Source organism: Natronotalea proteinilytica, from assembly GCF_055379935.1.
In genome coordinates this window covers 3,298,223-3,317,658 of record NZ_AP043947.1, presented here as the reverse complement: position 1 = coordinate 3,317,658, position 19,436 = coordinate 3,298,223, and the positions used below count along the sequence as shown (strand labels likewise).

Annotated in this window: 16 protein-coding genes; 4 read left to right on the top strand and 12 right to left on the bottom strand. The window is 56.9% G+C overall.

The window, feature by feature from the left end; genetic code table 11:
- Nucleotides 1–23 precede the first annotated feature (23 nt).
- Together ACZ5AL_RS13195 and glgP are read left to right on the top strand one after the other, a co-directional pair.
- The gene (locus ACZ5AL_RS13195) at nt 24–710 is read left to right on the top strand and encodes an SDR family oxidoreductase (RefSeq protein ID WP_464510964.1); all 687 of its coding nucleotides are present in this window, start codon (nt 24–26) and stop codon (nt 708–710) included.
- Nucleotides 711–758: 48 nt separating this feature from the next.
- Nucleotides 759–2,825, top strand: coding sequence for an alpha-glucan family phosphorylase (gene glgP / locus ACZ5AL_RS13190; RefSeq protein ID WP_464510963.1), 2,067 nt, complete (start codon nt 759–761; stop codon nt 2,823–2,825).
- Between the two features lie 141 nt (nt 2,826–2,966).
- Here glgP and ACZ5AL_RS13185 read toward each other — a convergent pair whose 3' ends face one another.
- The gene (locus ACZ5AL_RS13185; RefSeq protein ID WP_464510961.1) at nt 2,967–3,914 is read right to left on the bottom strand and encodes a L,D-transpeptidase; all 948 of its coding nucleotides are present in this window, start codon (nt 3,912–3,914) and stop codon (nt 2,967–2,969) included.
- 9 nt (nt 3,915–3,923) lie between these two features.
- A complete protein-coding gene (locus ACZ5AL_RS13180; RefSeq protein ID WP_464510960.1) occupies nt 3,924–4,442 on the bottom strand; it encodes a hypothetical protein in 519 nt (172 codons plus the stop codon).
- A gap of 252 nt (nt 4,443–4,694) precedes the next feature.
- Here ACZ5AL_RS13180 and ACZ5AL_RS13175 point away from each other — a divergent pair, with 252 nt between their 5' ends.
- Nucleotides 4,695–5,468: a DoxX family protein gene (locus tag ACZ5AL_RS13175; RefSeq protein WP_464510959.1), complete on the top strand. Its 774-nt coding sequence runs from the start codon at nt 4,695–4,697 to the stop codon at nt 5,466–5,468.
- A gap of 98 nt (nt 5,469–5,566) precedes the next feature.
- On the opposite strand, the gene ACZ5AL_RS13170 is transcribed toward ACZ5AL_RS13175, so the two are convergent.
- The 6 genes from ACZ5AL_RS13170 to ppc form a co-directional block, all read right to left on the bottom strand.
- Entirely contained in the window at nt 5,567–6,565 is a 999-nt protein-coding gene (locus tag ACZ5AL_RS13170; protein ID WP_464510957.1) for a YVTN family beta-propeller repeat protein, read from the bottom strand.
- 67 nt (nt 6,566–6,632) lie between these two features.
- Nucleotides 6,633–7,823, bottom strand: a complete 1,191-nt coding sequence (locus ACZ5AL_RS13165) for an NHL repeat-containing protein (protein ID WP_464510956.1) — start codon at nt 7,821–7,823, stop codon at nt 6,633–6,635.
- A gap of 28 nt (nt 7,824–7,851) precedes the next feature.
- On the bottom strand, nt 7,852–8,295 hold the full coding sequence (locus ACZ5AL_RS13160) for a hypothetical protein (protein ID WP_464510955.1): 444 nt from the start codon (nt 8,293–8,295) through the stop codon (nt 7,852–7,854).
- A gap of 96 nt (nt 8,296–8,391) precedes the next feature.
- Entirely contained in the window at nt 8,392–9,261 is an 870-nt protein-coding gene (gene rfbA / locus ACZ5AL_RS13155) for a glucose-1-phosphate thymidylyltransferase RfbA (protein ID WP_464510953.1), read from the bottom strand.
- 128 nt (nt 9,262–9,389) lie between these two features.
- Nucleotides 9,390–9,959: a Panacea domain-containing protein gene (locus ACZ5AL_RS13150; RefSeq protein WP_464510952.1), complete on the bottom strand. Its 570-nt coding sequence runs from the start codon at nt 9,957–9,959 to the stop codon at nt 9,390–9,392.
- Between the two features lie 130 nt (nt 9,960–10,089).
- Nucleotides 10,090–12,948, bottom strand: coding sequence for a phosphoenolpyruvate carboxylase (gene ppc, locus ACZ5AL_RS13145; RefSeq protein ID WP_464510951.1), 2,859 nt, complete (start codon nt 12,946–12,948; stop codon nt 10,090–10,092).
- A 235-nt stretch (nt 12,949–13,183) separates the two neighbouring features.
- Here ppc and ACZ5AL_RS13140 point away from each other — a divergent pair, with 235 nt between their 5' ends.
- A complete protein-coding gene (locus ACZ5AL_RS13140) occupies nt 13,184–14,341 on the top strand; it encodes a carboxypeptidase regulatory-like domain-containing protein (protein WP_464510949.1) in 1,158 nt (385 codons plus the stop codon).
- 116 nt (nt 14,342–14,457) lie between these two features.
- Here the strand turns inward: ACZ5AL_RS13140 and ACZ5AL_RS13135 are convergent, their stop codons facing one another.
- The 4 genes from ACZ5AL_RS13135 to ACZ5AL_RS13120 all read right to left on the bottom strand — a co-directional run bounded on the left by ACZ5AL_RS13135 (nt 14,458) and on the right by ACZ5AL_RS13120 (nt 19,409).
- Nucleotides 14,458–15,708, bottom strand: coding sequence for a hypothetical protein (locus ACZ5AL_RS13135; RefSeq protein ID WP_464510948.1), 1,251 nt, complete (start codon nt 15,706–15,708; stop codon nt 14,458–14,460).
- 86 nt (nt 15,709–15,794) lie between these two features.
- Nucleotides 15,795–16,451, bottom strand: a complete 657-nt coding sequence (locus ACZ5AL_RS13130; protein WP_464510947.1) for a hypothetical protein — start codon at nt 16,449–16,451, stop codon at nt 15,795–15,797.
- A gap of 97 nt (nt 16,452–16,548) precedes the next feature.
- Nucleotides 16,549–18,912: a TonB-dependent receptor gene (locus ACZ5AL_RS13125; RefSeq protein WP_464510945.1), complete on the bottom strand. Its 2,364-nt coding sequence runs from the start codon at nt 18,910–18,912 to the stop codon at nt 16,549–16,551.
- A gap of 173 nt (nt 18,913–19,085) precedes the next feature.
- Nucleotides 19,086–19,409, bottom strand: a complete 324-nt coding sequence (locus ACZ5AL_RS13120; RefSeq protein ID WP_464510944.1) for a hypothetical protein — start codon at nt 19,407–19,409, stop codon at nt 19,086–19,088.
- Nucleotides 19,410–19,436 lie beyond the last annotated feature (27 nt).

Genomic DNA, 19,436 nt, shown 5'->3' with positions numbered 1-19,436 from the left:
TCCCCCTAATCCCTTAACTGGTTATGTCTACTGTATTTATTACTGGAGCTGCAGGAGCCATTGGCAGCGCCACAGCCCAGGTTTTTGCCGATGCCGGATGGACGCTTGGTCTCATTGACTACGATACCGATGCCCTTGCTTCCGTCGCTTCGGCCTATCCCAACGCGAAGACGGCCTCCGCAGATCTTACCGACGTGGATGCGGCCAACGCGGCGTTTGCCACGCTGGCTGATGCGCTTGGCGCCCCCGACGCGGTGCTCGCCATTGCAGGCGGATTTGCCATGCAAGGCGCAACCGAAGCCACCGCACAGGACTACGCCCACATGATGGATCTAAACATGCGCACGCTCTTTGCAACTGCGCAGGGAGCCCTTCCTCATCTTCAAACTGTGGACAACAGCTTCTTTCTAGGAGTTTCTGCTCCCGCAGCCGAGGATGGAGGCGCCGGTATGGGCCTGTATGCTGCCTCGAAAGGCGCCGTCGCCGCCTATTTAAAATCGCTCGATGCCGAATTACGCGATGACGGCATCCGTGTGTCTACCTTGTATCCCATGGGCGTTGTTGATACGCCCGCTAACCGATCGGCAATGCCCGACAGCGACCCTAACACCTGGATTTCTCCTGTTGAACTGGCCGAAAGCATGTTACATGCGGCTACCCGCACGCGCCGTGGGCACATTCCGGCGATTAAGGTGTACGCCGCCACGTAACTCTTTTGGCTTTCTCGACTGCCATTCTATCCTCATTTTTGTTCGCTCATGACCACAACGGAAAAACTCGAAGCGATCGCTAATAATCTCTGGTGGAGTTGGACGCCCCGCGCCCGCGCTCTTTTTGAGCGTGTGCATCCGGAAGCGTACGCCGCCGCTGGAAATAGTCCGTATGCCGCGTTGCGTGCTGCCGATGATGACCGACTTACTGATCCGGAACTGCGCCGCGATATCGATGCGGTCTATGACGATTTGCAGGACTATCTGAACACCCCTGCTGAAATCGACGATGCGCCCGATACGGCGTATTTCTGTATGGAATATGGCCTGCATGAAAGCATGCCGCTCTATTCGGGCGGGCTCGGTGTTTTGGCCGGAGATCATGCCAAAGCGGCCTCTGACCTGGGCCTTCCGTTTACTGCGGTTGGGCTCTTGCTACGCGAAGGCTACTTCCACCAGTCGTTTGACGAAAACGGAAACCAGCAGGCGAATTATCCTCCGCTGGATCCTGAAAACAACCCACTTACGCTGGTCACCGATGCCAATGGAGCCCCCCTGCGCATTCCCGTTCCCATTGCTGGCGAAACTGTGCAGGTGCAGGCCTGGAAGGTAGAACTGGGACGTATCCCGCTGTACCTGCTAGATACCGATCACGATGGCAATGATGAGCCGCTGCGCAGCCTTACCCGGCGCCTCTACCAGGGCGGCGACCAAGAGCGCATCCGGCAAGAACTGGTGCTTGGAGTGGCTGGACTTCGCCTCCTGCGCGAGCTTGGCGAAACACCCGAGGTGTACCATGCCAACGAAGGCCACTGCGCCTTCCTCATGTTCGAACTGATGCGGGAGTACATCGAAAACGGGGCCTCTCCTGCCGAAGCTGAAGCTGCTGTGCGCGCCGACTGCGTGTTTACCACACACACGCCTGTGCCTGCCGGGCACGATCGCTTTGCGCCGAAGCTCTTCACCACCGAAATGAAGGGGTACGCCGCCGAACATCCTCTCGATTTGGAGGATCTGGCTCGCTATGGACGCGTCGATCCCGATGACGAAACCGACGAGTTTGTGATGACGGTGCTAGGACTGAATCTGGCACGCGCTTCTAACGGCGTATCCAAGATCAATGGACGCGTAGCCCAGCAGCAGTGGCAAGACATGTATCCCGACCTGGAGGTCGACGAGGTGCCGATTGGGTCAATCACCAATGGCGTGCACTTGCCTACCTGGACAGCCCCACCCGCGCGCGACTTCATTGATACGCATGTCGATGCCGACTGGGCCACCCAGCGTCATACACCCGAGTTCTGGGCACCACTGGCCGACCTCGATGATGCCACGCTCTGGAAGTATCGTAATAAACTGCGTGCGCGTCTACTCAACTATGCCACCGAGCATGCAGAAAGCCAGTCGCTGCCCATGCAGCCAGACTTAGATCCGGATGTGCTGACGATTGGGTTTGCCCGGCGCTTTGCCACCTATAAGCGGGCCCCGCTCATCTTTACCGACCTGGAGCGGGCTCGCGCGCTCTTCGCTGATGAAGACCGGCCCATCCAGATTCTGTTTGCTGGAAAGGCTCACCCTGCTGATGAAGGCGGACAAGCGTTCATCAAAAAGATCTACGAGATCAGTCAAGAAGAAGGCTTTGCCGGACGCGTACTGATTCTCGAAAACTACAACATGGAAGTGGGTCGTATGCTCGTGTCGGGGTCTGATGTGTGGCTAAACAACCCACGCCGTCCCATGGAAGCAAGCGGCACCAGTGGCCAGAAAGTTGCTGCCCATGGCGGCCTGAACCTGTCTGTTCTCGACGGATGGTGGCCCGAAGGCTACGACGGCGAAAACGGCTGGGCTATTGGTCCAGAACCCACCGGCAAGTTTGCGCCACGCGGCCCCGAAGGCCAGAAAAAAGAGGACGCGCAAGACGCCGAATCGCTTTACACGCAACTGGAAACCTCGGTCGTTCCCGAGTTTTACACGCGCAACAGCGCAGGCATTCCAGAAGCGTGGGTAGCTCGCATGCGACGCGCTATTGGCGATTTGCCGGCTCCATTCTCGGCTAAGCGCATGGTGATTGATTACGTAAATACCATGTACCGCCAGCCAGTAGAACAGGTGTAACTGCACACGTTCTACCAAGCACGTAAAATCCAAAAAGGCAGCCCGTTATCGGGGCTGCCTTTTTGTGTTGTAGGGTAGGCTTGTTTACAAATGCGCGGCGGCAATGCCGATGTTTAAGACATCATTTGTTTAAGACATCATTTAGTTTGCTGCGCGCCAGCGATCGGTGATCTCTTGCTGACGTGTCCCTGGCTCTACGTCGTACGGGTTGCGGGGCAACGTAACGCGATTGAGCACGGGATACCGGCGTCCATACTCGAAAATGTCAGGGTCGCCCTCGGGGTCATCCCCCAGCACAAGTACCATAGATCCAGGTTCAAGCAATCTGCCTTGGCGAGAGGTAACATCAGTGCGGCCATTCGATACCGTCCACGCATCGGCCCAATTGTATATCCACTCGGCATCTGCATCCACCATACGTACACATCCTCGGCTGGTGGGGCCTCCGGTTGGCATCGGGTACTGGTGGATATGAATGCCGCGCGCATCGTGGAAGTTGAAGACCCAATACATCTCCCAGTCTTCGTCTTCAGGACTCAGCGAGGAGATCCGATATTCCTCTTTCCAGTTAAAGTTAAACCGGCCATTGGGTGTTGGATACTCTTCCGGGTCTCCTGTGTTGATAATCCCCCAGCGCTGTAGTTCGCCATACTCATACGCAGCAAACGCCTGCACCTCTTTGTGGATGACAAACAGCTTGTCTTCATTCCGCGCACCCGGGTAATACCGCGGAAAGGGCGAGTACGCCCGAAAATCCACCTCAAACTCCGTAGGCACAACGATCGTGTCGCCAAGTGCTAGCTGGCCGAGCGAGGTACGGTTAAGAAGCTCTACCAGCTGGGCTCGTTTGCGTCCGAGGTCCGAGTCGCCCTCACCCAGTTCGCGATACATCGAGGCGCGTGCGACAACCGAGTTTTTGCGAGGATGGTCGAACTCGTAGTACTCGTAGTGTACCTCTGGAAGAGCGTTCAACGCTTCCCCCCGCTTTTCCAGAAGGTCAACAACGGCGAACTGGTCGATATACCGTTGAGCATCTGCTGACAGCGGAAGCAGTAATAGGCCAGCAAGTAAGAAAACTAAGCGATACATAGGCACAAGTCAAGCGGGTTGAACAAGCGAAAAAGCACGAGCATGCCAGGTCTCAGAGGCCGGTTGCTCAAACAGGCCTTGACGTAGCTCGCTCAGTTGAGTGAGGCTGGAATCGAAAACGGAGGTGGTGGCATCCACCGTTCCGTTCTCTGCCCGTTGGGCAAAGTCGTTACGCGTACACATCGTTACTGCTCCACCCTCGCCACGATACATAACAGATAGCGAGGGAGTCCACGCAATGCTGTGGGTAGCTGTAATCTCTCTAACGGCCGACATGAACGCATCAATAGCACATCCAGAAATAGACGCGTTGGGTGATTTGCAATGCGCAGCCACGAACAGAAACCGATTGTCGCGCCAGCGAGCCGCACCCGTAACGGGATGTCCGTGTGCTGTCCAGTCGTCAAAAAATGGCTTTAGATCAGCTAACGTGCGCTCTTGCACCGCTGCATCTACGGAGTGCGTAGCCCCCTGAATCCACAAACGAGCCGTATCGGGCTGATCGGGAAACATCGTAGTGTATGCCATCAAACAGACAAAATAAATGAGGAAAGGGTTACGCTGCGTGTATACGTGTAGTAAGCATACAATGCTGCGGGGTTGCAACTACAAGCCTTTTTTCAATGGTCTATACGTACTCCGTTATGTGAACGATGTGTAAATGTGTCCATAAGGCGTAACATGTGGCCTCATGCCCTTCACTAAGCAAACACAAACACGGGAGGAGGTTTTAACGAATCACCATAATTTCTGCACACGCCATTGATATCCACCAGACTCATGATGCATCGTATTCAAGTTTGGACCAACTGGCTCCGGGACAACCCAGATGCTGTGATTGATCTGGTGCGTATTTATCTGGGAATTGGACTCTTTATCCGAGGGGTGCTCTTCATTTCGTTTGCCGAAGGCGTAACTACCCTTGTGGATCTTTCAGAGTTCTCGCTGGCCTCTGCGGCCATTGCCCACTACGTCACATTTGCTCACCTTATTGGCGGGTTGCTTCTTGCAGTGGGATTGCTTACCCGACTGGCTGCGGCCCTGCAGATACCGGTGCTGATTGGAGCCGTGGGCTTTGTTCATATTCAGGAAGGCTTACTTACGGCCGGGCAGTCGTTGGAGTTTTCGGCATTGGTGCTCTTTTTGCTCGTGGCTGTGTTTGCCTTTGGCGCAGGCCGGTTCTCGCTCGATTATTATGTTTTCGTGCGTGAAACCGAGGAAGAGTCAACGGAGAAGCCGGCTTTCTTACAAGATAAAGTAAAGCCTGCTGCACGCCGCTTTCAGGAGAAAGTGGCCGAAAAAGGGGCCGCCGCGGCTATGGCTTCTACTTCGACTGCCGATATCAAACACAAAGAGTGCAGTTGTGGAAACGACTTAACCCATGAGCGTGTGGTGGCTGAACCTCGTTATTCGATATGGGCCGGATTCTTCTTCATGCTTGGCATCTCGGCTCCGGTGCGTGAGGTCGTGTTTTACTGTCAGGAGTGTGGAACCATTATGAAGCGGACGAAAGATCCAGCCATGCTTCGCCAGTACCGCTGGCACACCGGTTGATGTATCTACTTTTTGTCACACACAAAAAAGAAGGGCCTCGCTTGTCGCGAGGCCCTTTTCTGGGTGTATGGAGGCACCCAATTACAGGGGGCACACTGTTACTCAACAAAAGCCATCCCGTCTGGGCCACTTCCCAACTCCAACGTTTCATCAACGGTGCGGGCGTCCATATCGATAATGGTAACCGTTCCATCGTTCATGTTGCCCACAAAGGCTTCTTCGCCGTCAGGTGTGATTTGGATGCCTACAGGCGTTTCGCCGGTCGGTACCCGGTCGGTAACTTCGCGCGTGCCGATGTCCACAAACGCTACTTCGTTGGCCTGTGCACACGAAAGCAGTGCGGTGCGTCCATCGGGGGCCATATACACGCGTAGCGGAAATCCTTCGACTTCAAAGGTGTCAACCACTTCCAACGTTTGCGGATCGATGATCGACACGGTATCTTCGGCACGGTTCGATACCCACAGCTCGCTTCCATCGTGTGTCATAGCAATGCCTTCAGCGCCCTCGCCAGTTTCAATATGCTCTGTGATCGCGCCGGATGGAATATCGATCGCGGTGGCTGTTCCGGCGCTCAGGTTGGCCGTGTACACGCGCATGCCATCGGGCGAAAGCGTAAGCATGTGAGAGCCGTCTTGGTCGGTGGGCATCGTACGCACAATCTCATGGCTTTCGGTATTCATTTCGATCACGCTATCGATGCCTTCTGCCGTAATGTATACCGCTACGCCGTCTGCTCCGACCTCAATGCCGTGGGGAGCACTACCGGGTTCAAGGGCGACCCGTTCAATCTCGGTGCGCTCCTTCAGATCGATTACGGAGATGCTGCCTTCTCCCTCATAGTTGGCTACGAAAGCACGGGGCTCCGTGGGATGGACCGCAACCTCATGCGGACCGCGCCCCACCTCTACACTGTCTTCTGCGCTCCGGGTAGCGCGATCCACAAAGTATAGCACATCGTTGTCTTTATCGGCAATAAGTACCGTGCCCGCCTCTGCCGAATCAGCCTCTGAATCCTGATCGGGCTCCCCGTTGCAGGCGACGAGTACACCGCACAAAAGCAACAGTCCACCAATGAAAAACGCTCTGTATCGCATACTGACCACTCAATTTGAGAATAGATGCTGTGACAACGGTTTCATACACAACACCGCACAGGTCGATTCATTGCGGGGCGGCCACGCGTACAGCATAGCGTCTCAGCTGCGGATAGGGCTCCTGCGCAATGGTGTATAGGCGGCCTTCCGCATCCACCTGAGCAGGCTCGCCAATGTCTGGGGTCTGCGTGTCTTCCCAGACCATTGCATCCAGAAAGCGTCCATCTGAATCGAAAAGATCGATGGTGGCGCGGTACGTGGGGGACGGAGCGTTCTCGTTGATCTCACGTTGGAGCTGCTCATCCGGGTCGCGCACTTCGGGCGCGTGATACGTAAATGCGAGCCAGTGCCCACTTGGTAGGACGAAGGGGCCCTTCAGGGTACTGTATCCACGGATGCGAAAGCCCCCGTCCATGTCGTAGCGCCCAACGCCCACCATGTAGTCAACTTCGCGAGTGATCGTACGCGCTGGCGTGCCCACAGCGTCGAGGCTCCACAATGCATACTGGCCAATGCCAAGCCGCCCAACCAGGGAGTCGCCGTGGACCGTTAGTCCTGCGCTGTGTGCTAATCCCTCTTCATCAACGGGGTCATCGTGGAGCACGATCTCTGTGTCATCAACGATCGTTTGTGTGTCAAGATCAAAGCGGTAGATGTGCTCACCTACGTGCCCCCAAATAGGAGCAGCCAGCAGAAGGTGGCCCTCTGGTGAAGTCCCTACAAGCGCGTTAACCTGGGTGTCTTCACCGATAGAGTACGAGTCGATGTAGGAGCCGTCGGTATCGAAGTGTTCGATGCGGGTGCCCATCTGGTGGAGCACGTATAGGTTGCTTCCACCGAGGGCAAGCACGCGCTCTTGGAATGTGTTCTGAAACTCGCCGGGCCCTTCGCCTTGACGACCGGCAGTCCAGCGGAGCGTGCCGTCGGGGGCAAAGCCCTTGAGTTGGCTGGTTTGGCGGTCAAAGACGTACAGATGGCCTGTATCGTCTGCAACGAAGGTGCGTGCATCGCCCAGCATTGCGTCGGTACCATCGTCGGCGCCGTAGGTCTGCTCAAGATCGAAGGCGATAGGTGATGCGTCGCGATCGACCCACAGTCCAGGCCCGGCATTGCGGATATGAAGCACCCCATCGCGCTCTTCGATGGAAACCTCATGCGCGTCGCTTTGGCACCCCACCACGAGCAGTGCCCCAAAAGCCAGGATGAGCGTGACGTAAAAACAGTGCGTTATACTGATAGGGTGATAATGAGTCATCATGAGAAGTGGTGTTTTAATACGATAGCAGTTATAAGTTAGCATGCTGGCGGACCGCACGCACGAGACCCTCCGGATCGTCGGTGCCCACCAAAAGCGGGGTGCCATTCCGAAGCACGAGCTTTACCGCTTGCGTGCCCGATACGTTGTAGAGCCAGCCTTCGGGCGTATAGCGGATACCGTAGCCGTAGTACCAGGGATACGTGACGGGCTCGACCTTGCGGAGCGCTGCTAGCGGGATCTCTTTCGACCAAACGCCCCATCCGAAATACCAGCGAACGGTGGTGGGCGTCACCTCAATGGTCAGCGCGTAGAAGATGCTGAGCGTAAGGACGACCAACCCAAGCACCGGTCCTCCAACCAGCCAGGAAATTTCGTTTGTGGTTATCAGGCTGGCCAGTCCAACGGCGGCAAACCCGACAACACTCAAGATGACGGTGCCGACTTGCGTATGTTGGTACCGAATCGATGTCATGGGTAGGGCAACCAGTGCATGAACGCGCGGAACGATATGCTTTAGAATGTAGCGTGAACGGACCTGGAGTGCAAGCCTGGCTGATGCTTTCGCCGATCACGTACCCGTGACGAGCCGCTTCAGGTAAGCGCCGTATGGACTATTCCCGCAGATCTCGGCGCGTTTCGCAACGGCCTCTGCATCAATCCAGCCCTGGCGGTAGGCAATCTCTTCCAGGCAGGCCACCTTCAGCCCCTGTCGCCGCTCGATCGTGGCGATGAAGTTGGTGGCTTGCCAGAGGGCATCGGGGGTGCCCGTATCCAGCCAGGCCATGCCGCGTCCGAAGCGCTCTACCGTAAGCGTGCCGCGCTGCAGATAGGCGCGGTTCACATCGGTGATTTCCAGCTCGCCCCGATCGGAGGGCGTGAGCGAGGCGGCAATATCCACGACATCAGATGTGTACAGATAGAGCCCTGTGACTGCCGTGTTGGAGGGTGGTGTTTCGGGCTTTTCGATGATGTCCGTCACCGTGCCGTCAGCATCAAAGTCGACGACGCCGTAGCGTTCGGGGTCGCTCACTGGATATCCGAAAATGGTGCCGCCCTGCAGCGTATCGGCTGCACGCATTAAGCGGCGCTGCAAGCCATCGCCGTAGAAGAGGTTATCGCCGAGAATGAGCATGACGGGCGCATCCCCAATGAAGTCGGCCCCGATGCGAAAGGCGTCGGCAATGCCTCGGGGGGCGTCTTGCGTGGCGTATTGCAGCCGAAGCCCGCGATCGGTGCCGTCGCCCAGGAGCGCCTCGAAGTGGGGGCGGTCGCGAGGCGTTGTGATGAGCAAGATGTCGCGAATCCCGGCCAGCATAAGCACCGACAGCGGGTAATAGATCATCGGCTTGTCGTACACCGGAAGCAACTGTTTACTAAGCGCCTCGGTCGCCGGATACAGACGCGTGCCGCGCCCGCCCGCCAGTACAATGCCACGCATACGAAAGTGAAACCAGTGGAAAGAGGTCAGTGGATGCTACTTCAGTGCGCTCGATTCACGCATTTCGGTTACGTTCCTTTCTGAAAGGCGTCAATAGTTGCGTTCGTGCGAGATGGATAGCTGTTGGTCTATTCCCCGGAAGCGAGTGCGTCGGTGAAAGAGGCTAGAGCCTGCTTGGCGTGCGAATCCGCCTCGCGGAGATGACGATGATACGCCTCAAAGGAGGGATACACCGTGACAGCTTCAGCGTCCCGTTTGTTCATGTCGAGGATGTAGGCATAGGTCAGATTGCTTTCGACGGGGTAGAACGGCCCCTCTTTCGCGTCGAAGGGAAAGTTTTTAGCAAACCGCTGCGTTTTATAATACTGCCGCATCTTGGCTTCTGAAATCACCTCATTTTTGGGTGTATCCTGCCAGGGCGTATCCTCGTGAGTCATGGCAGAGAGCACAAACGCACTGAATGGCGCATAGCTTACTATAACCATATCTGCAAGGTCGCACATCGGCGGGCTCCATGTATCAGGCGGATCCACTACCTGCGACACTGGAATGGAGTCGGCGCCGTAGTCCTGATATTCGTAGTAAACAGAGGGATTCACCGGGCCATAGTCCCACTTTTCGAAGAGCAAAGGCACGGTTTGGTATCCGGCGACCAGGCCCCATACTTTCACATAATACAGAAGCTTCTGTAACTTCATCGGGGTAACGTCGCCGTACGAATGGCCCTTCGCGGCAACATATTGAATAAGCTGGCTTGCACCGTTCATGGCGAAGTAATTGTGTGATGAACAAGCACAATCCTGTACTTCTCGTGCAGGGAATGAGATCCTACCCCGTACTCTGCATAGCAGCGGCTATGCCGTTAATGCTTAGCAGGAGTGCTTCTTGCAGCAGGCCTTTCTCGTTGGATACGCCGTTCTTAGAGGCGTCTTTGTGGCGCTGCATGAGTTCAATCTGAATCAGGTTAAGGACATCGGTATAGGGGTTGCGCAGGCGAATTGACTTTTTGAGTACAGGACTGCTGTCAAAGAGTTTGCGCTGTCCTGTCAAGTCGAGCAGGGCAGCGTGCGCGGCGTCGAAGTCCTTTCGCAGTCGGTTGGGAAATGGGGCGTCGGGGCCTGCATCGGCGTACATGTCTGCAATCACAAGCCGGGCGCGAGCCATTTCGCGCTGAGCGCTATCGACCGTGCCGCGAAAGAACGGCCAGGTGCGGTAGAGGCGCTGCAAGATGTCGTGTGCGTTTTCGTGCGTACGCATTGCTTCGGCGATACCGGCTCCGGTGCCATACCAGCCCGGCACGTTGAAGCGCGTTTGCGTCCAGGCAAAGACCCACGGGATAGCCCGCAAGTCGTCGAACGCCACGTCGCCCTCATCGGAGCGCGATACCGGGCGCGAAGCAATCGGCAGCTGGCTGATGTGCTCAATCGGGGTGGTTTGCGTGTACCACGACCAGAAGTCCTCATCATCGATCAGGTCGCGATAGGCCGTCTGGGCGGTTTCGGCCAGGGTGTCGAGCACGGCAACAACCTCCTCATCGTGATGCGGGGCGTCGCGGTCGGGCTCGGCCGTGGTCGTGATCATCGCGTTCACGATCTGCTCCACATGCCGGCGGGCGATTTCGGGCAGTCCGTAGCGGAACGAGATGATCTCGCCCTGCTCGGTAAAGCGGATGCGCCCGTTATGCACGCTTTGCGGCAGTCCGCGGATGGCCTGATGCGTATGGCCGCCGCCGCGTCCTACGCTGCCGCCGCGCCCGTGAAACAGGCGCTGGTCCACATCGTGGTCGTTGGCGGTTTGCCCCAGCCGATCGATCGCCTGATGCAGCGCCCAGTTGGCCATCCAGTAGCCGCCGTCTTTGTTGCTGTCGGAGTAACCGAGCATGACTTCTTGAAAGCGGCCCCGTGCTTTCAGATGGGGGCGATACGCGTCGTGCGTGTACAGGTCGATCATGCGTTCGTGCGCATGTTCGAGGTCATCGATGGTCTCAAAGAGCGGCACAAAGTCAAGCGGGGCTTGGAAGCCGGACTCGGTATGCTGCCCCCAGCCGGTTTCTTTGGCCAGCAGCATTGGCTCTAGCACGTCGCTGATCGAGTGCGTCATGCTCACGATGTAGCTGCCCACCGCATTGGGGTCGATTTGGTGGATGGTGTGCAGTAGGTCGAACACCTCCAGGAGCGTAGCGGCATCATCGGGCAGGTTTTCGGTGCTACGCAGGAGCGGACGCGGATTGGCAAGTTCTTCGGTAAGAACGGCTTGCTTCTCGCTCTCGGAAAGCGACGCGTAGTCTTCGGTAACGCCGGCTTGCCGTAGCATCGCTGCAACAGCGGACTCATGGATCTTGCTGTGCTGTCGTACATCGAGCGCGGCCAGGTGAAAACCAAACGTGCGTACAAGAACCAGGGTACGATGAAGTTGACCGGTGTATGCGGCATCAGCAAAGCCCTGCTCATTGAGACTGTCTACAAGCACCTCCAGGTCGGTCAGTAGGTCGTCAGGGCGGTAGGCTGAGGTGCGTGGGTCGAGGCGGCAGGCTTCGAGGGTTTCGTACTCGGTGGCCTCCTGCAGCTGTTCGAGCTGCGCCATCATGTAGCTGATCTTCTCGCGATACGGTTCGCGATCGTAGCGATCGGCAATCGCATCCGGCAAGCGGTCATTGGCGCGGTCAGTCTCCAACGAATCGCGGAGCACCTCGGGCAGACCGTACTGGCGGACCGACAGGCTGAGTTCGTCGCGCAGGTCCTTGAGTTCGTCATGTAGGTGGGTAAGTGTTTTGAGGCGCTGTCGTTTGAACGTCCACCGCGTTACATCGGGCGTTACGTTGGGGTTACCATCGCGATCGCTCCCGATCCACGAGCGGTACTTTATAAATGCCGGGAGTTCGGTCGTCTCGCCGTAGTGACTCCGCAGGGCATGGTGCACATCCTGGTGGATGCGCGGGACGGTGTCCCAGATGGTGCTGTAGAGGAAGTAGTGGCCTTGCTGCACCTCATCGTGCACAGTGGGGCGCGCTGCTCGGATCTCGTCGGTGCCGAGCAAGAAGACAATGTGTGCGTAGAGTGTGTCGAGTGCCTCGGCTCGTTCGTCGGGCGTCGCCTCGGTAGAGTGAAGCACCGTAAGCTGCTTGGCCATATCGCGCTGCTTGTGCAGCACCGTCTGGCGACGCGCTTCGGTTGGGTGGGCGGTGAGGGTAGGCTGCACATCGATCTGATTGAGGATGTGTTCGACCTTGTCGAGCGGAACGTCTTCGCTCCCCATCGTCTTAATGGCGGCTTCGATGGATTCAGGGCGAGGCTCCGGCGTGTATCCGTTGCTCGATCCCGGACCCAGCGGCCAGTCGGCGGGGCCGGAGTGACGTGCGCGCTCCCGGTTGATGCGGATAATCTCGCGCTGCTCCGCCTGGTTCACCAGATGGAAGAAGGTGGTGTAGACGTGCAGCAGGTCTTTTAGCTCGCGCGTAGAGAGGTTGGCCATGGCGTCGGCTACCGCTTCACGCGGTTCGGGGGTGCCCGTTTCGACGCTCTGCTTGCACTTTACCCGAAACTGTTCTACGCGGTCGAACACCTCCTCGCCCAGATGCGCACGGGTCGCCTCCCCCAGCATATGGCCGAGCAGGTTGACTTGCCGACTCAAGGGTTTAGAGATGCCAGTGCCTTCAGCTTCGATGTCAAGTCCATGCCAGCGTATCATAAGCGGGAGCAAGCCAGATATACAGAAGAATATGCGGCGGTGTCATGATACCAATGCATCACGACAACCCGTAGCCCCAACGCATGAAGGCAGTGTAGAGTTGCTTTCAAAAAAATCGATCCGAGGAGTGTCCTCTAGTTCAACTTCAATACGCTACCTTGGGAAAGCTGATGTATGATCGGCGCAGCGCCGCCTGTACGCAAGCTCTATTACTCACCTTTACTGTTGCTTTGTTATGCATACCCTCCGATACATTACCTTAAGCACGCTTCTTTTCATGGGCCTGTTTGCCATTACGGCCTGCGACTCCACCGATGCGATGGATGATGGCGCTCTTCTTGAAGGGCAACTGGTTAATGCCACCGATCGGCCCGTTCGAAATGCCACCGTGTCTCTTGCCGACCGTGAGACCACAACCAACGACGAAGGCATATTCACATTTACGGATGTGGACGCTGGTTCATACACGATCACCTACGACGCCCCCGGCTATACGTCGGTCAGCGAGTCCATCAATGTAGGCAGTTCGGGGACTACGCTCGATGCCGTTACGTTGCTGGGATCGGCAACCATTAGCGGCACCGTAGTAGATGCGCAGACCGGCCAAGGAGCTAGCGAAGCGACTGTCATCTTTATTCAGCAATCCGGTTCATCGTCGGCGCTTCGCTCACAGGCGCTGCTTGACGACAGTGAGATTGCCGACCTCCTCATTGAAACCGACGAAAACGGCACGTACACTATTGCCGATGCCCCAACGGGCTCCTTTCAGCTTATCATTCGACGGGATGGCTATCAAGAGGCCGTGTTCAACAACGTCGTGGTAGGTGAGGGCTCCAACGAAATTGCTCCGCGCCCTATCAGTGAGTCATTGCAAGAGGGCGAAGTCCGCATTGTACTGTCGTGGGGCGAGCAGCCGCGCGATCTGGATGCCCACCTGACGGGTCCGCTGGCTAACACCGACAGCCGCTTTCATGTGTACTTTGCCAACCGTAGCCCGAGTGGCTCAAACGCCGAACTCGACCGCGACGACGTGAGCAGTTTCGGCCCTGAAACCATTACCATTACGGCGCTGCGCGATGGCATGTACCGCTATTCGGTATATAACTTTAGCAACCAGAGCGAAAATGGAGGCGTAGGTATTTACGAATCGCCCACCGAGGTGTCGCTATACGACGAAAACGGACGTGTGGCTTCGTATACGGCCCCACCTGCCGATGAAGGCGATGGTAACACCTGGCGCGTATTCGAACTGAACGTCAGCAACGGTTCTGTGTCGCTTGATGATGCGAATGGCGATACCCTTGGATACGTTCAGGCCAGCAGATCGAGCGACATGGATACGTTCGCACAGCCCGTTGGCACCAAATCACCGGTTGTAAGTCCACTGTTTTAAGCGGTCGGCTCCTCAACATTGCTCCTAACATAGCAACAGCACGCCCCGGAGCGGTCCGGTGGCGTGCTGTTGATTGTTATAGGCTACGCGAAGCAGCTATACACAAGAGTCCGTGGTTACGGAAGCTCGTCAACCACTTCCACTGTAATCGGATCGGTGTAGGCGATGCTGCGGCCTAACCCATTGTCGTAAAGCGCAAACTCTACGTCAACGCTTCCGGCTGTTTCAGGGTAGAAGTGAGTATGGTCGCAATGGAAGTTGGCAATCCATTCGTCACCCTGGGCGGCCCACTGCGCAAAGTGATGGGCACCAAAGCCATCGGGGTGAGCCTGCGAGGGCCAGGAAAGAACGTCGGTTCCCCCGGGGATGGCAAAGCGCGACTCCACAGCACTGCATTCGCGTTCGCGATCGGCGCCGTCCGCAGAGGTGGGGATGTCTTCACGTCCCAGCGTTTCGATGTCGTACTTACTTCCATCAGCATCGAAGAAACGGACGGTGAGCGAGGCATTGGCGTCGTCGCCCTCTACAAGCGGACGACGGGTGCCGTCATCTTGCTCGATTGGGTCTTCGAGCGTGTCGATGCTGGTGCCGTCTTCATCGGTCCAGCCATCTTCGGGAGTCCACACAGCAATGGTTGGGCCAAACTGGCCGCGCGTCTCAATCTCGGCTCGGCTAATGGCGTCTGTGTCTTCGATCTCAACAGCGATGGGGTCGCTTTCGATGGATCCATCGGTAGTTGAGAAGGTGGCTTCAAAAAGACCAGCCTGCTCGGGGTAAAAGTGGATGTGATCGCAGTGGAAAATGGCCGGATAGCTTCCGTCTTTCCCGAAGGCGAACTGCTCTGTATCCATCGGGGCATCGGGATGCGAGGTTGAGGGCCACGAAACCAGGTCCTGGCCACTCACAATATCAAACTGAGCGCCCACTTCGCCCATGTTTGATTCACAACTGCGTACGCTGGTAGCCCCTGCAAAGAGTGTTTCAAATTCTGGACGTTCATCCGTGGAAATTTCGATGTCCTCGCCGTTTTCGTCGAACACACGAACGGTCAACGATGCGTTTTGTCCACCCACGGTGAGTGGCTGAAGCTCGCCTCCGTCGGCTTCAATCGGGCCAGCTAGCGACTCGATTTCGTTTCCTTCCTCATCAGTCCAGCCTGTGTCAGGGCGCCACACACCGATGATGAATTCGAGGTCGCCGCGTGTCTCAATGACAATTTGCTCCCCTTCTGGGTTTTCGACTTCAAAATCCTCAGTGGGGTCGTCACTGACGGGGTCGTCATCACTGTCGCAGGCGACCATGAAAAGCACCAGCACGAGTGCCGTAGCGTAAACCCCAGCGCGTGATACAAATGCAGAGTAATCCATAACTACACGAATGTAGAATCGTGATCAAAAAGAGTGATTGTTGATTGCGAAGAAGACTTCTCCGCAGTCGTATGCAGAGAGCCGGCCTACTCAGCAGGCTCCACTGTCATTTCGATAAAGTCTGTGTCATCGTCCGAGTGATCGACATGCCAGAGCAAGAAGCGCAGGTTTAGGTCGCCCGCCTCCTCTGGATAGATGTTCACGTGGTCACATCCCTGCGTGAGGACCCACTCGCCGGTACTAAGCTGGGCAAATTGGTTGTTTTGTGGGTCGTTTTGTGCATCAGGATGGACCTCATTTGGGAATGCAATTTTTGCAAACTGATCGGGGTCATTTTCGGTAGCAAATCGACTGGTATATTCGCTGCAGATGTACTGCTCTTGCACGCCAGGCTCTTCGGTATCGAGAGCAACTACTTCATCAACGAAGCTGTCAACCTCGCCCTGGTTATCGTAAAAAACCGGGCGCAGGCGGGCAGGCTCGCCGCCTTCTTGCAGCGGACCCCGTTCTCCGTTCTCATGTAAAACGGGGTTTTCAAGTGCATCGATGGGCTCATTGTCGGCATCGGTCCAGCCTAAATCGTCGGAATAGATAGCGATCAATTCGCCGCGTTCGCCATCGTCATCGAGGTAAATATCGACGCGGTCTGCATCCAGGTGCTCGCCGACGTCATCGTCGTCATCACTGCCAACGAGCGAGTCGCATCCGGTGCTGACGACAAGCAGGGAAGCCAGTAGAAGCATGGTGCTCCAACGGGATACTGTTGTATGTAAGCGCATGATATTCTTTAGGGTGCTATGAGGGTTTTCGGATAAACAGGTAAACGGAGGTCACGTAGGCTCAGAACCCGACTCGGTACGTAAGACGGAGGTTACGGCCTGGCTCTGGGGCTACCTCTTTAGTGCGCGAAAGGTGGTTGCGCCAGGTGGTATCGGCAAGGTTGTGTCCATTCAGGGTGAGGGTATGGCGAGTGTTCTGTACCCCAAAGCGATATCCGATGCTTGCATTGAGCAGCCCATAGCCATCGGTGGTCGATTGCGGTGTAGCCTGCTGGTCTGTTCCTGGAATGGGAACCGGATTGGGGACGCGATTTTGGGCAGCGGCGGCTTCGAGACCTATTGTTGCGAAGACGGAATCGTGGTCGTACCGAAGATCGACTTCGCCGTTGAGTGGGGGAATGTATGGCAGAGGGTCGTCTCCGTCTTCGATGCGAGAGGCGCGTGTATAGGTAGCCGTAGCGTCAATCGTGAAGTTAGGCAGCGCCTCCCACTCCACGCGGCTTTCGATTCCCAGGAAACGAGCATTGGTACCCACGGCCTCAAACACCGGCGTGATGCGCTCCAGATCGCCACGCCGATCAACCAGTACGGTCTGGCCTGTATTTTCGTAGAAGGTGTAGTTTTGCACATGATTGACGTATCCGGTCACCTCCACCTCAAACCGGTCTTGGAGGCTACGCACAAACAGTTCTGCTCCGTAGCCATATTCGGGGTCAAGGGAGGGCTCCCCGATGTCGAACGAGAAGTCAGCCAGATGGGGGCCATCCGAGTAGAGCTCCTGGAGGTGCGGGCTCCGGAATGAACGCGACAGCCCCAGCCCGATGGTCCAGTCTTCGTGCACATCGTAAAGAGTGGCCAGCGAGCCCGACAGACCATTGAACGTGCGCGCGCTCACCGGCTTTTCGAAAGGAGGGAGTCTCTCAGCACGCTGCTCGCGCGTGAATTGCCGGATAGTGCTTTTGTCGTCGGGTTCCGTACGCCGGTGGTCATAGCGCAATCCCAACTGAACACGCAGTGCGTTTATGCTGAGCTCTTCGTATCCGTAGAGGGCCGCTTCCTGCTCATATCCAGAACGCATGCCCGGTGAGTTGCCGAACGCGTCGATGGCCACGCCACGCAGCGTCATTCCAAAAGCCCCTTCGGCACGGAGCTGGCCGGGCGTGTGCTCGTGATGCAGCAGCAGGTTGGCCTCGCCCACATACTGGTCGAAGCGGGCCCCGAAAAAGTCTTCACGCCCTTCGTCTCGGCGCACCTCAATTTCGTCATGGATGTAGCGCGTTACGTTTGCATCGAACTCGATGCCATCGAAGATCCAGAGGGGAGCGTCGTAGAGCGCACGAAAGCGTCCCACGTGACGCCGGACCTCGATGTCTACTCCACCGGCATGGCCTCCAGGAATCAACTCCCCGTTGAACTCGCCGGGAATGCCATACACATTGTCATAGAACCGGTATGAAGCGCCAACCAGCCCCCAGTTGTTCACCCAACTGGTGCCCAAACTGTAGTTGAGCACGTTCATGTCTGTGCGTTCCAGCGGGCCCTGAGGCGTTTGGATGTCATCTGCACCCCGCCGGGTAAACTCGGCCCGTACGGCCAGCGGCCCAAGCGGTGCTTCTACCGTGCCGCCGCCGGCCCATCCGTTGTTTACCGACTCGGCCTGTGCAGAAACATTGCCCGTTACGCGGTCGGGCTGCTCGCGGGGAATGTCATTGCGGATTACGTTAGCTACGCCGCCCAGCGCATTGGGGCCATGCAATAGTGTGGCAGGCCCGCGAATGACCTCCATGCGGGTTGCGCTGAGAGGCTCGACCATGACGCCGTGGTCGGATGCGGTGGCGTACAGGTCGCCGGTGCGCTGCCCATCTTCAAGCATAAGCACACGGTCGCCGCCCATGCCTCGGATGTTGGGACGCGCCGCGCCGGGGCCGAACGACTCCATCGAAAAGCCAGGGACACGCTCCAGCGTGGCAGGCACGCTGCTTTGAAGACGCTCTTGCAAGGCTTCTCCAGTCAATACAGAAGTGGGACGATACACCTCTGACGCTGCACGTGCTCGAAAGGTGCCGGTAACCACCACATCGGGCAGGTCGGTGCGCGAAGGCTCCATGTCGACGTATACGATGGTTTCCTGGCCCTCAATCACGTCGACAGAAACCGTTTGGGACTGGTAGCCCACAAAGCTGACCCGCAGATTGTAGCTGCCGGCCTCAACCTGTCCGAAGGAAAAGCGGCCATCTTCATTGGTAGCCTGCCCCTCGCCTGCCTCTACCAGTTGCACGGTTGCGCCGGGCAAAGGCGACTCATCGGTCGCATCAGACACATACCCGACCAGCGTTCCCGTATCTTGGGCGATAGCGGGCAGGCTCCACATCATAGCGGTGAGAAGCGCGAGGGCGCTGGCGTAAGCCAATCGATTCCAACTCATTCTGGACATAACTATTCTTAGGAAAGCGGTAGCAAAACAGGCTAATCCGTGCAGAATAACGACGCGAGTCGCCGTTTGCACACTTTAGGGCGTGTTATGCTACGTAATGGATTGAGCTTGTCACCGATGGAGCAGAATGGGGCCGGCCCATCGTTTCATGTCTGCAAGCTCAATTATCCCTGAGGCGGTCCTCGGATGGCGTGTAACGCCAGGAGAGGAGCATTCCAATGGGTAGACAGCGTTTCCACCCATGATGGGGAGGCAACGCGTACAATCGAAATGGACAACGCCGAAGAAGAGGTGCCTTGGAATACGGCTTCGCACAGTTGGCAATCAGCCAGATGATGGTGTGCTTCACCAATCACATGCACCGCTGTTGCAGGAGCATGTGAATCGTCGTGGATATGATGTACGGCATGCACACTGGGTACGAGCACCCCACCCACCGTAAATACGGCAAGCAGTACAGTAGCCAGCACGTGGCGGCGCGTGTACATGATCAGGTGCGCATGAGTGTGTATTGA

Excerpts from the sequence above, each read along its gene's own strand:
- ACZ5AL_RS13195 (WP_464510964.1), top strand. The coding sequence starts at position 24 with ATGTCTACTGTATTTATTACTGGAGCTGCAGGAGCCATTGGCAGCGCC.
- glgP (WP_464510963.1), top strand. The coding sequence starts at position 759 with ATGACCACAACGGAAAAACTCGAAGCGATCGCTAATAATCTCTGGTGG.
- ACZ5AL_RS13185 (WP_464510961.1), bottom strand. The coding sequence starts at position 3,914 with ATGTATCGCTTAGTTTTCTTACTTGCTGGCCTATTACTGCTTCCGCTG.
- ACZ5AL_RS13180 (WP_464510960.1), bottom strand. The coding sequence starts at position 4,442 with ATGGCATACACTACGATGTTTCCCGATCAGCCCGATACGGCTCGTTTG.
- ACZ5AL_RS13175 (WP_464510959.1), top strand. The coding sequence starts at position 4,695 with ATGATGCATCGTATTCAAGTTTGGACCAACTGGCTCCGGGACAACCCA.
- ACZ5AL_RS13170 (WP_464510957.1), bottom strand. The coding sequence starts at position 6,565 with ATGCGATACAGAGCGTTTTTCATTGGTGGACTGTTGCTTTTGTGCGGT.
- ACZ5AL_RS13165 (WP_464510956.1), bottom strand. The coding sequence starts at position 7,823 with ATGATGACTCATTATCACCCTATCAGTATAACGCACTGTTTTTACGTC.
- ACZ5AL_RS13160 (WP_464510955.1), bottom strand. The coding sequence starts at position 8,295 with ATGACATCGATTCGGTACCAACATACGCAAGTCGGCACCGTCATCTTG.
- rfbA (WP_464510953.1), bottom strand. The coding sequence starts at position 9,261 with ATGCGTGGCATTGTACTGGCGGGCGGGCGCGGCACGCGTCTGTATCCG.
- ACZ5AL_RS13150 (WP_464510952.1), bottom strand. The coding sequence starts at position 9,959 with ATGAAGTTACAGAAGCTTCTGTATTATGTGAAAGTATGGGGCCTGGTC.
- ppc (WP_464510951.1), bottom strand. The coding sequence starts at position 12,948 with ATGATACGCTGGCATGGACTTGACATCGAAGCTGAAGGCACTGGCATC.
- ACZ5AL_RS13140 (WP_464510949.1), top strand. The coding sequence starts at position 13,184 with ATGCATACCCTCCGATACATTACCTTAAGCACGCTTCTTTTCATGGGC.
- ACZ5AL_RS13135 (WP_464510948.1), bottom strand. The coding sequence starts at position 15,708 with ATGGATTACTCTGCATTTGTATCACGCGCTGGGGTTTACGCTACGGCA.
- ACZ5AL_RS13130 (WP_464510947.1), bottom strand. The coding sequence starts at position 16,451 with ATGCTTCTACTGGCTTCCCTGCTTGTCGTCAGCACCGGATGCGACTCG.
- ACZ5AL_RS13125 (WP_464510945.1), bottom strand. The coding sequence starts at position 18,912 with ATGAGTTGGAATCGATTGGCTTACGCCAGCGCCCTCGCGCTTCTCACC.
- ACZ5AL_RS13120 (WP_464510944.1), bottom strand. The coding sequence starts at position 19,409 with ATGTACACGCGCCGCCACGTGCTGGCTACTGTACTGCTTGCCGTATTT.